This window comes from Beduini massiliensis (assembly GCF_000829905.1).
GTDB lineage: Bacteria > Bacillota_I > Bacilli_A > Erysipelotrichales > Coprobacillaceae > Beduini > Beduini massiliensis.
Genome location: NZ_CDPP01000004.1, coordinates 353,653 through 365,651, shown reverse-complemented (window position 1 = coordinate 365,651; position 11,999 = coordinate 353,653). Strand labels below are relative to the sequence as shown.

Sequence of the window (11,999 nt, the reverse complement as noted above, 5' to 3'; positions counted from 1 at the left end):
AATACTCAATAATTTGCTATAATGGGTTTAGACAAAAGTCAACACACATAAAGAGGTGGCAAAAAAGTGGAACAGGCTAAAAATGATCATATTAAATTATTTGGGTTATTAATGCGAAAGCATGAATATCTGTTACATAAAATATGTCATAAGTATGGCATCTATCGCGGACAGCACCATATTTTAATGGCATTGGAAGAAACACCCGGCCTAACTCAAAATGAGTTGGCAGCAAAGATCAATGTCGCCAAAGCCTCAATCACAACCTCATTAAACCGTATGGAAAGAAATGGATTTGTGATTAGAAAAAAATCAACGGCAGACGGTCGCTGCAACCTAATCTATATTACAGAAAAGGGAATAGAGGCAAGTCATGGCTGTGATGAAGAAATCACTCAATTAAAAGAAGCATTGTTTTCAAAGATCGACCAACAGGAATTATCGCAGGTCAATGAGATCTTGTCTAAATTGCTAGCTGGTTTGGAGACGTTGGAAGAGTAGAGCGTAAAGAGCGAGGGCAATCTCGCTTTTTTATTTGATGGGACTAAAGGAGATAGATTATGAATGAAATAGAACGTTATATCGATCACTTACTGCGACCGTATCAACATATTATTGATGTCAGTGAAAAAAAGAAGCAATTGATGGAAGGACTGGATCGTCAGACTGAAATGTTTCGTCAGCAAGGATACGATCATGATGAAATCGATGGATTAATCAAACATTCATTGCATCACCTTTGGCACCAGATCGAAAAAGAGATTTCCATAGATAAGGTCAGTTTTGTGAAAAAGTCACGCCTGCATTTTATTGCTTATCTGATTGCGGCGCTGATCTTAATGATTCCCGGTCTTTTAGCCGGTGGTAAAATCTGGATTCCCGCGATAGTGGCAGGTCTGATTTTTATCTGTTTGATCAGTTATTTGATGGCTGACCGCAACAGCGGAATGATCCATATTAATATCTATTTATTAAATCATCGAAAAAGAGAACTCTTAGCGGTTTGGATCGTATTTTTGTTTATTAACAGTGTGGTATGTATCACTGAATATCAAGAAGGTACGCTCAGTCTCATACAATATATCATCGATTTATATTTTCCTTTAGTTACGCTGCTGATTCCATTAAGTTTATATAAAATCGATCGTGTTATAAAAAAATGCATTAAATATTAGAGTCGTTATGATTCTAATCTTTTTTTATAGAATTCTATATAAATAACATACGTCGAGAACTTACTTTTTCATTTTACTTTACAAAGTGTTAAAAACTCCTTGACTTCGAGTGTACTCTAAGGAGTAAAATAAAAGTGTAAATTATATCAGGGAGGTATAGAGATGGAATATCGTAAAATTGAGAAATTGGGAGTTTCCCCATCATTGTTAGGATTTGGATGTATGCGTTTCCCCATCAAGGAAGATGGGAAAATCGATGAAGCAGAAGCTGAAAGAATGATCGATCACGCTATAAGCAGTGGAGTAACGTATATTGATACAGCGTATCCTTATCATAATGGAGACAGTGAACCTTTTGTTGGCAGAGTCTTGAAAAAATATGATCGTAAGAGTTTTTACTTAGCGACCAAAATGCCGATTTGGAATATTGAAACATTAGATGACGCTAAACGTATCTTTGAAGAACAAATCGCACGTTTAGATGTGGATTATGTAGATTTTTATTTACTGCATGCTTTGGATAAAGGAAGATGGGATAAGATTTTAGATTTAGGAATCTTAGACTATTGTGAAGAGTTAAAGAGAGAAGGAAAAATCAAACATTTAGGATTCTCATTCCATGATGATTATCCTGTATTCGAAGAAATCTTAACGTATCGTGACTGGGATTTCTGTCAGATCCAATTAAACTATATTGATACTGATGTGCAGGCAGGAATCAAGGGGTATGAACTAGCAGCCAGCCGTAACATCCCGTTAGTTATCATGGAACCAATCAAAGGCGGATCACTAGCGGCATTACCGGAAGATATCGCTTCTATCTTTAAGAAATATGATGAATCAAAGAGTCTTTCTTCATGGGCATTGCGTTGGATTGCCAGTCTGCCAAATGTGAAAGTCGTATTAAGCGGAATGTCTACGTATCAGCATGTGGAAGATAACTTAGAAACATTCAATCATTTTAAACCATTAACCACTGAAGAAAGCGATCTTGTTAATGTGGTGGCAGAAACAATTAAATCACGTACAAAGAATGGATGTACAGGCTGTGCTTATTGTATGCCTTGTCCATTTGGTGTGGATATCCCTAAAAACTTCCGTTTATGGAACGATTATGCGATGTACGGAAACGAAGCAGCTGCCAGAAAACGTTATCATGATATGGATGAAAAACAAAGAGCCGATCAATGTAAGCAATGTGGGGCTTGCGAGAAAATGTGTCCGCAAGCGATTAAGATCAGAGAAGATTTAAAACGCGTTGCTGCGGAGATGCCAAAATAAGGAGAAATTATGGAAGTAGTTGTCATTGACGGACAGGGCGGAGGCATTGGCAGAAGTGTGATTGAAGCAATACGCCAAAGTTTGCCCGATGTCTTTATTATAGCGGTAGGAACCAATGCGGTGGCTACAAGCAATATGTTGAAAGCGGGAGCTCAGGTAGGAGCGACCGGTGAGAATGCAGTGATTTATAATGCTGAAAATGCTGAAGTTATCATTGGACCGATCGGAATTGCGTTTGCGAATTCCATGTATGGAGAAATCAGTCCGAAAATGGCACAGGCAATCAGTTTATCTGATGCCCGTAAATTGCTGATCCCGGTATCCAAATGTCCGGTTACCATTGTTGGAATAGAGAATAAAAATATTAATGAATATGTCCATCAATGCGTTGCCCAATTGAATGAATGGAGCAAATAAGTTTGATATAATCAATGGATTTTAAATCGCAGCGTTTTGTCATGACAACGCTTACGGTATTCATTGACAAACGCTCTCTTTCCATGTAAAATTAGACATGTAATTAAAGAACTTTAACAGATAGAAAGGAAGTATTTAACCATGGATGAAATGGAAACAGTAATCATTAACTTAATCGTAAGCAGCGGTAGCGCACGTTCTTCAGCAATGGAAGCAATCCAATTTGCTAAAGCAGGAGATATGGATAAAGCTCGCGAATCATTAGAACAAGCTAAAGAATCAGTAAACGAAGGACATCATTCACAAACTGAATTGATCCAAGCTGAAATCAGAGGGGAAAAAGCACCTTTATCATTATTAATGGTACATGCTCAAGACCACTTAATGACTTCATTATTATGTATCGATTTAGCAGCTGAAATGATCGACTTATACGAAAAAGTAAACGGATAATAAAGCTGTCAAAACTATAAAACTGATGGGAAATAGCGAAAGCTGTTTCCTGTTTTTTTATTTGCTTCATACTTTTCTTTCACATTCTAAAAATCAGCTTTGAGGGAGTCTGAAATGTGGTATCGTAAAAGGGGTGATAAATATGAAGATAGGAATTATTGGAACCGGAATGATTGCTAAAGCATTCATAGATGGTGCAAGAAAAAATGATTTAGAAATCCATGCCGTTTGCTCAAGAACGATGGAAAAGGCAAAAGCATTTGCCGCAGAGTGTCAGATTGAAAAAGCATATGATGATTATCAGGAAATGATTGCTGATCCACAATTAGATTTTATTTATGTGGCAACACCAAATAGTCTGCATTTCAAGTATTGTAAGTTAGCGTTAGAAGCGGATAAACATGTGATGTGTGAAAAACCGTTTTGTTCTAATGCAAGAGAAGTGGAAGAACTGATTCGAATTGCCAAGGAAAGAAAACGTTATTTATTTGAAGCAATCATTAATATTCACTTGCCTAACTTTAAAATTTTAAAAGAAAAAATAAATGAGATTGGACGCATCAGAATGGTGCAAACTAATTTTAGTCAGTATTCATCTAAATATAATGCACTTTTATCTGGTGAAACACCGAATGTCTTTAATTTAGAATATGCCGGCGGAGCATTACTGGATCTTAATATTTATAATATTCATTTAGCTGTCTCACTGTTTGGTGAACCTAAAGATGTCGATTATATCGCAAATCGCCATGCGAATGGTGTCGATGTATCCGGAGTATTGGTTTTAACATACGATGACTTTATTTTCAGCAGTGTAGGAGCAAAGGATTGTTCAGGACATCGTTTTGTTTCTATTCAAGGGGAACAAGGGTGTTTGTATAGTCCCAGTTCGCCGAGTGGATTAACACAGATTGATTTCATCAAGACAGAAACTGAAACTTTTAATGCACAAGCCGAACGCAATGGGATGTATTATGAATTGTTAGATTTTAAAGAGATTTATGAGCAAGAAGATTTGGATAGCTGTTTTAAATTATTGGAAGAAAGCTTAAAAGTGATGAAAATAGCGGATAAAGCTAGAAAAAAAGCGAATATTATCTTCCCGGCTGATCTTTTATGTTGAACTTAAAAGTAAACTCGAGTATAATACATTTGTAAGTAGAGTTTGAAACCACATTATATAGTATTGGAAGGTAATTCATATGGTAAAAATAATTGCGGATACATCAACAATGTTTTCTCCAAAAGAAGGAGAAGCGCTAGGAATCGATATTATTCCTTTAAGTGTCAGTATTAATCATGAATCTTATGCAGAATTAGTTGAGATGGATAGTGCAGCTTTTCTTCAGAAAATAAAAGACGGAGGTGTTCCATCTTCTTCACAGCCGCCGATTGGTAAATTAGTAGAAGCATTTGAAAAATATCCTGATGACGAAATTTTAGGAATCTTTATGTGTGACGGGTTATCCGGAACCTATCAAAGTGCAGTAAGTGCCAGTCAAATGGTGCCTAATCAAGCAAATATTACGGTTGTCGACAGTAAGACGTTGTGTGGACCTCACCGTTATTTAGTTTTAAAAGCAAAACGCTTAGCTGATGAAGGAAAGAATAAAGCTGAAATTCTTGAAGCATTGCAGTCTTCATTAGAAGAAAATCGTTCATTCTTACTTCCACAGGATTTTGATTTCTTGAAACGTGGCGGACGTTTAACTCCTATTGCGGCAACGCTGGGCGGATTATTAAAAATTGTTCCGATTATGACGCAGACAGAGGATCGTAAACGTTTGGAAAAACACGGAATCGGAAGAACCTTTACATCGGCTGTCAGTAAATTATTTAGTGAAATGGAAAATGATCATGTTGATGAAAATACATATATTACGATCAGTCATGGCGGTGTTTTAAAACAAGCAGAAGCTGCGGAAAAGAAAATCAAAGAGAAATTCCCAACCGCAGAAGTGGAAATTTTTGAATTAACACCGGCATTTATTACTCAAGGCGGACCGGAATGTGTTGCCGTTCAGTGGATAAAAAAATAAGGGACGGGTTATTCTATAATAAAATAAAAAGTTGTTGATCTTTGTTTTTATACAGAGGGCAGCAACTTTTTTTATTTAGTTTAGGCTTATTTATTTCCCTACGACATAATATACATTATGTGGTGGGATCTAAAATTAAGTCCTTATATCTAAAGATTAAACAGATACCGTACTTACAGCGAAATATCATTATTCATTTTTAATTATATTATTATGTTAACAATTATCTGCTTTTATTGCAACCGTTTTCTAAAATATTCTTTAAAAGCAAATTTGTTAGGTATTATCATGCTTTTTTACCTGATTTTTATATTTTCAATATACAACATAATGTATATTATGTTGTAAAAATGGGGCTGTAAAATGGTGGAAATATAGGGGGATAAGGATGATAAAAAAACATAAATGTTTAGGAATGGCAATAGTTTTTACTTGTATAGGTCTGGTTTTTAGTATGTGTCAGAGAGAAATTTTCGCAACCCATTTACAAACTCCGGTAATTGTAAATAATAGGAATGCGTCAACACCAAGAATTACCGAAGATATTGAGGTGAATGCAGACCATTTTCCGGACGATGCTTTTCGGAATTATTTGCTTAATCAATATGGAAATATTATTACGCAATCGGAAATTGCCTCAATAGATCGATTATATATTTATGGAAAAGGAATAAAAAATTTAGAGGGAATTCAATATTTTACTAACTTAGCGGTTTTAGATTGCTCAAGCAATGCGTTAACGTCGCTGGATGTAAGTCAGAATACGGAATTAGAAATATTAAACTGCTCTCAAAATGAGATAAGTCAATTAGATTTAAAAAATAATACAAAATTGACAGAAGTGGCATGTTATGAAGGGTATAAACTAAAATCCATTGATATTAGCCAATGTCCAGATTTAACAAAACTAAGATGTTATGGAAATATATTGACTTCATTGGATATCAGTAAGAATACAAAACTTACCTCTCTCGAATGCTTTGATAATAAAATAACGGCATTGGATACGAGTCAAAATATGGATCTTGAAGAATTACTTTGCACAGATAACCAAATTAGCACTTTAGATTTATCTCATAATTCAAAATTATATTATTTAGAGTGTGAAAATAATGATTTGACTTATCTAAATGTTAGGGGCTGTGATGATCTAATGACAGTGTATGGATCTTTTAACCGTTTAACTTCTTTGGATTTAAGTCAAAATATTAATCTTTCCGCTTATGATGCTGAACTTGGGTATCAGTCACGTACCATTACAGTAAGTACGGATACTTATGATTTAAAAAATATAGATCCGAATATAGATGTTACAAAGATTAAAAACTTAACAGGAGCAGCACTTATAGGAACGGTTTTGAAGGATTATGTGAATGGCACACCGGTTAAATACAATTACAGTTGTGGCAATGGTATCGTGATGCCGGTTACGCTAAACATAAAACAGCAAATGCTCAATGAATGGACAGAATCTTTATCGATCGACAACTGGCAATATGGACAACCTGCTTCTCAGCCTCATGCTGCAGCAAAATACGGAACGCCAATTTATACTTATAGTCATCAGATTGATGGCACTTATAGTGAGATGGTGCCTACAGAAGCAGGAACTTACTATGTGAAGGCGACAGTGGAAGCCACTTCCACTTATTCAAAATTAGAAAGCACACCGATAGAATTTAAAATTGAAAAGGCTGTTAACGAATGGATAACAGATTTAGATATAGAGGATTGGACATATTTAAAAGATGCCAGTTCACCTAATGCCAAAGCTCTTTATGGAAATGAGTCTATTCAATATCTGTACAGTAATGAAATAGGGGGTCAATATGTTAATGAAGTACCAACAGAGGCAGGGATATGGTATGTAAAAGCAAGCATTGAAGAAACTTCAAATTATGAAGGATTATCAGCGATTAAACAGTTCGAAATCAAAAAAGCAGTTTCAAGTTACATAATACCAACGAATTTAAAAGGCATCGTGGGAGATCGTTTGGCAGATATTGTTTTGCCGATGGGGTTTGAATGGATGGATGATACATTAATATTAGAAAATAAAGGATTGCATCTTTATAAAGTAAAATATGTACCAACAGATTCTAAAAATTATCAAATAATAGAAAATATTGAAATTATCATAGATATTGCGGATAAACCGCTTATTTTACCCGAGATTACGATCGGTGCAGAAACGATTTATCAAATTGAATCAGGACAAAACATTGTTGTTGTATGTTCAGCAGATTTAGCAGATTTAACCGGTATTTTTATAGATGAACAGTTGGTAGATGCTGCGCATTATATATTAAAATCCGGAAGTACTATTTTAATTTTAAAAGCCGAATATTTAGATACTCTCGATCAGGGGTGGCATACATTACGTTTTGCATATGGACACAGAAGTGCCGAAACCAAATTTAAGATTATTGCAAAATCGACAGACCCAATTCCACAGCCGCCAATGGACAGCCCAAATGAGCCCACAGATTCTAAGCAAGAGCCTAATAATCCTATTCATCAGCAGCCTTCCACAGGAGATCGTGGACATGTGAAACTATACGCTACAGTTCTATGCATGTCTGGATTATTGATATTAGCTCTCAAGTATAAGGAAAAACAAGAAGGAACCTCTTTTAAATAAGAGATTCCTTTTTTATGAATACAATGGAGATGCATCGTTAATTTGTTTCAGCTGGAATGACAGAACCATTGCTGTAAGTTTCTTTAATAAATTGTTGAATCGCATCGGATTGCAAAACCTCTACTAATGCCTGAATACGTTCATCATTTTGTAAAGCAGACGTTGTTGCGACAATGTTGACATAAGGATTATCCTGTGATGCACTTTCCAAGATCAATGCATCTTTGCTGGGGTTTAATCCGCCTTGAATAGCGTAGTTTCCGTTAATAGCAACTAAATCTCCTTCATTGCTGTTGAAGGTGGTGACTAGTAATTCCGGTTTAATTTCACTGAATTTTAACCCTTTAGGGTTATAGTCATTATTTTTTTGAATTTCATTGATTGTCAAGTCAAAGATGTTTTTACCTTCGGGAATGTGGATAAGACCGGCGTCAGCTAAGATGGAAAGAATACGCCCGTTATCGGCAACCGAATTTGAAATAATGACTGAAGCACCGTTAGGAATATCTTCTAAAGTACTATATTTTTTAGAATAGATGCCAAAAGGTTCTATATGAATTCCACCTGCATTTACTAAATCATAGTGATGCGTAGCTAACTCTTCTTCAAAGAAAGGCAAATGCTGGAAATAGTTGGCATCGACTTCACCATTATCTAAAGCTTTGTTGAAAATATAGTAATCATCTAAGACTTTAATTTTTAAATCAATATCATATTTTTCTTTTAAAATAGGCTTTGCTGCTTCCAAAATTTTAGAATGCGGATCTAAAGTAGCGGAAACGGTTAATGTATTTGCAGCATTGCTGTTTTTATTTGAACAGCCTGTTAAAGTAATGAGTAATAAAGCAGTGAATAATAAAGCAGTTAATTTTTTCATGTTGTTTTCTCCTATCTTTTATCTGTAATTTTAACAATGCGATCGCCAATTATTTGGACGATAAAGACAATAATCAATATTAAGAAAGTGGCAATATAAGTCATCGTCGGATTATTTCGGGCAATCCCATATAAATATGCTAAATGCCCTAAACCGCCGGCACCGATTGCACCAGCCATCGCCGTATAGCCAATCAAGGTAACCCCCATGATTGTCATGTTGGAAAATAAAGCCGGTTTTGCTTCAGGTAACAGTACTTTTTTAATGATTTGCCAGTTGGATGCCCCCATTGCTTTACTTGCTTCAATGGTTCCCTTATCCACTTCGTTAAATGCAACCATGCACATACGAGCATAGAAGGGAGCACTGGATATAATTAATGCCGGTAAAGCAGCCTTCGCTCCTAAAATCGATCCAACCAATACCTTTGTGAGAGGAAGAAGGATAAATAAAAGGATAATGAAGGGAATAGATCTTAGAATATTGACAATAAAATTCAATGTTTGGCTGATCAACCGGTTAGGATAAAGTCCCTCTTCCTGTGTGATATATAAGAGAATGCCAAGCAGCAGTCCTAATATAATCGCCACAATCAATGCGATGAAACTCATAAATAAAGTATCTCCAAGCGCAACAATAACACTATCCCAATCTATTTGATTCCACATTTAGATCACCTCCACTAAAACATTGTGTTCATTTAAAAACTGGATAAAGTGCTGATGCTTTTGATCATGATTTTTTGATGTATGAATGTACATCGTTCCAAACGATATTTCCTGTGTATTGGTCAGCTTTGCCTGAACAATACTGATATCTAAATCACTGTAGCGAATCGCTTGTGATAATATTGGCTGACGTGAATTTTCCTGAGTAAACGTCAGTTTATACAAGATGCCATCTGTATAGACGTTTTTTAAATCGGTCTCCTGATTGCAGCTGTTCTCTTCTTTGACGAATCGTTTTGTAACAGGATGTTTGGGTTTTAGGAAAATTTCTTTCATCGTTCCTTCTTCTACCACTTTTCCTTCGACCATCACTGCGACGCGATGACAAACTTTTTGCACGACTTCCATCTGATGGGTAATCAAGACAATCGTTAAATGCAATTCTTTGTTGATCTTCAATAATAAATCTAAAATAGATTCGGTAGTATCGGGATCAAGGGCAGAAGTTGCTTCGTCACACAACAGAATTGTAGGATGATTGGCTAAAGCACGAGCAATCCCTACACGTTGCTTTTGTCCCCCTGACAGTTCACTTGGATAACTGTTTTCTTTACCATTTAATCCGACCAGCTCAATGAGTTCTTTAGCTCGAACTCTGCGTTTGTCTAAAGAGACTCCGGCAATTTCTAAGGGCAGTTCGATATTTTCAATCACCGTTCTGCTCCAAAGTAAATTAAAATGCTGAAAGATCATGCCAATCTTCGTTCTTGCTTGGTTTAAAGCTTTCTTGTTGAGGTCTGAAATATTCTCTTGATCGATCCAAACGGTTCCCTGGGTTGGCTTTTCCAATGAATTGATCATTCGCAATAATGTTGATTTGCCGGCTCCGCTATAACCGATGATGCCATAGATTTCACCGTCTTGAATCGTCAGACTGACATCTTCAACCGCTTTGATCGTTTGCATTTTGTTTTGATAAATCTTGCTGACATTCTTGATTTCAATCATAAATTTCCTCCTTAAAATATAAAAACTCGTCCTTCTAAAAGGACGAGCATGCTCGTGTTACCACCTTAATTTATTATGACCTCACAATCATAACCTCATCGAGTACTATCATACTCTAGTGCGGTAACGGGCACTCACGTCATAGGCTAAATATCACCTATGCAACTCCATGACCATCTTCGCTTACCGCTCCCTGTTCTTTTCCACCAACCAAGAACTCTCTATGAGGTAAAAGTAAGTTACTCTTCATTTCATCGTCGTTGTAGTTATCTTAAAGCAATCTTTTACAGATGTCAAGAAAATTAATTCATAGTTGTATAGTGTAGATTAAAAAATCTTCTGTTTATGCATGAAATTAAACGAAAAAAATTTATATATGTATTTGAAAATCACCAAAATCAAAAAGCCCGTTTCCTTGTTTTAGTTGGTGTTGGTCATCTAAATGTTTGAATGCTTGAAAAATATCTGTAATGATGGTTGGGCTAATCTTTAAGTCATGATGGGCAGGGAGTAATTTCTCGATGTTTAGATGTTTCACTTTTTCTACGGACCGATAAAATTGCTGCGGGCAGGTTGTTGGATAGAAAGCATCCGACAGCCAGTCTGACATATCCATTCCTCCCTTATGTATCTTCTTTCATTATAGCATAAATAAAAAAAGGAGGCATAACGCTCCTTCAGTCATAGCTCATGGACGGATTAAGATGAAATCTTTCAAGTAGGCAAAAAATTCACGAATATAGAAATTGATTATTGTTGGTAAATGACTTGGCGCACTGTATCCATAGGCATCAATGCCTAAACGGCTGGCAATCAGCTTTGCCCTGCTCATATGAAAACCGTTGGAAATGATCATCACTTTATCATTCGTATGCATGTACTGCATTGAAAACTTGAAGTTTTCATAGGTACTGGTTGACTGGTCTTCTTGAATAATCTTATTTTCAGGAATACCGTGTTCAATCAAATACTGATACATCGCTGATGCTTCACTGATCGTTTCGCCTTCCCCTTGACCACCGCTGACAATCAATGTTGTATAAGGAAATTTTTCATAATATTCAATCGCCGTATCTAAACGATAAAGCAATGAAGTCGTAATTTGATCTCCTTTGAGTCCGGCCCCTAAAACCACTACTTTATCAGCTTGCAGTTCATCACTATGTACAGCACCGTAGATGATTACACCTTCTACAAGAATAAATAGAATGCATCCGGCTGTAAATAAACCATATACGATGTATTTTAACCAAATGGGCAATAAAGAGAACAGCTGATCATGCTTTCTGATTTGGACAATGCCGTAAAGAATACCAAGAATACAAGCAAATCCAAGGATTTTGGAAAAGGCAATGTTTCCATAAACAACATTAATAATAATAACATACAGTAAAAGTAAGACAGATAGAATTAAAACACTACGATTAAAATATTTCATTG

The 11,999-nt window shown here is 35.8% G+C and carries 13 protein-coding genes and 1 other annotated feature; of the genes, 8 read left to right on the top strand and 5 right to left on the bottom strand.

Annotated features, from left to right (window positions below; translation table 11 throughout):
- Positions 1-66 precede the first annotated feature (66 nt).
- The 8 genes from BN1225_RS05580 to BN1225_RS14055 all read left to right on the top strand — a co-directional run bounded on the left by BN1225_RS05580 (position 67) and on the right by BN1225_RS14055 (position 8,006).
- The gene (locus BN1225_RS05580) at positions 67-501 is read left to right on the top strand and encodes a MarR family winged helix-turn-helix transcriptional regulator (protein WP_052466374.1); all 435 of its coding nucleotides are present in this window, start codon (positions 67-69) and stop codon (positions 499-501) included.
- Between the two features lie 59 nt (positions 502-560).
- On the top strand, positions 561-1,175 hold the full coding sequence (locus BN1225_RS05575) for a hypothetical protein (RefSeq protein ID WP_041138806.1): 615 nt from the start codon (positions 561-563) through the stop codon (positions 1,173-1,175).
- 162 nt (positions 1,176-1,337) lie between these two features.
- The gene (locus BN1225_RS05570; protein WP_041138805.1) at positions 1,338-2,456 is read left to right on the top strand and encodes an aldo/keto reductase; all 1,119 of its coding nucleotides are present in this window, start codon (positions 1,338-1,340) and stop codon (positions 2,454-2,456) included.
- Between the two features lie 9 nt (positions 2,457-2,465).
- The gene (locus tag BN1225_RS05565) at positions 2,466-2,873 is read left to right on the top strand and encodes a DUF3842 family protein (protein ID WP_041138804.1); all 408 of its coding nucleotides are present in this window, start codon (positions 2,466-2,468) and stop codon (positions 2,871-2,873) included.
- Positions 2,874-3,014: 141 nt separating this feature from the next.
- Positions 3,015-3,326 (top strand): PTS lactose/cellobiose transporter subunit IIA, encoded by a 312-nt coding sequence (locus tag BN1225_RS05560; RefSeq protein WP_041138803.1) that lies wholly within the window; start codon positions 3,015-3,017, stop codon positions 3,324-3,326.
- Positions 3,327-3,468: 142 nt separating this feature from the next.
- Positions 3,469-4,449: a Gfo/Idh/MocA family protein gene (locus tag BN1225_RS05555; protein WP_041138802.1), complete on the top strand. Its 981-nt coding sequence runs from the start codon at positions 3,469-3,471 to the stop codon at positions 4,447-4,449.
- Positions 4,450-4,528: 79 nt separating this feature from the next.
- Positions 4,529-5,365 (top strand): DegV family protein, encoded by an 837-nt coding sequence (locus BN1225_RS05550; RefSeq protein WP_041138801.1) that lies wholly within the window; start codon positions 4,529-4,531, stop codon positions 5,363-5,365.
- A gap of 388 nt (positions 5,366-5,753) precedes the next feature.
- Complete coding sequence (locus BN1225_RS14055; protein ID WP_052466372.1) at positions 5,754-8,006, top strand: leucine-rich repeat domain-containing protein; 2,253 nt, start codon at positions 5,754-5,756, stop codon at positions 8,004-8,006.
- A 37-nt stretch (positions 8,007-8,043) separates the two neighbouring features.
- On the opposite strand, the gene BN1225_RS05540 is transcribed toward BN1225_RS14055, so the two are convergent.
- The 5 genes from BN1225_RS05540 to BN1225_RS05520 all read right to left on the bottom strand — a co-directional run bounded on the left by BN1225_RS05540 (position 8,044) and on the right by BN1225_RS05520 (position 11,997).
- Positions 8,044-8,883, bottom strand: coding sequence for a MetQ/NlpA family ABC transporter substrate-binding protein (locus tag BN1225_RS05540; RefSeq protein WP_041138800.1), 840 nt, complete (start codon positions 8,881-8,883; stop codon positions 8,044-8,046).
- An 11-nt stretch (positions 8,884-8,894) separates the two neighbouring features.
- The gene (locus tag BN1225_RS05535; protein ID WP_041138799.1) at positions 8,895-9,551 is read right to left on the bottom strand and encodes a methionine ABC transporter permease; all 657 of its coding nucleotides are present in this window, start codon (positions 9,549-9,551) and stop codon (positions 8,895-8,897) included.
- Complete coding sequence (locus BN1225_RS05530; protein ID WP_041138798.1) at positions 9,552-10,559, bottom strand: methionine ABC transporter ATP-binding protein; 1,008 nt, start codon at positions 10,557-10,559, stop codon at positions 9,552-9,554.
- A gap of 35 nt (positions 10,560-10,594) precedes the next feature.
- Positions 10,595-10,823 (bottom strand) — a binding site (T-box leader).
- Positions 10,824-10,929: 106 nt separating this feature from the next.
- A complete protein-coding gene (locus BN1225_RS05525) occupies positions 10,930-11,169 on the bottom strand; it encodes a hypothetical protein (RefSeq protein ID WP_041138797.1) in 240 nt (79 codons plus the stop codon).
- 78 nt (positions 11,170-11,247) lie between these two features.
- Positions 11,248-11,997, bottom strand: coding sequence for a YdcF family protein (locus tag BN1225_RS05520; protein ID WP_052466370.1), 750 nt, complete (start codon positions 11,995-11,997; stop codon positions 11,248-11,250).
- Positions 11,998-11,999: the final 2 nt, after the last annotated feature.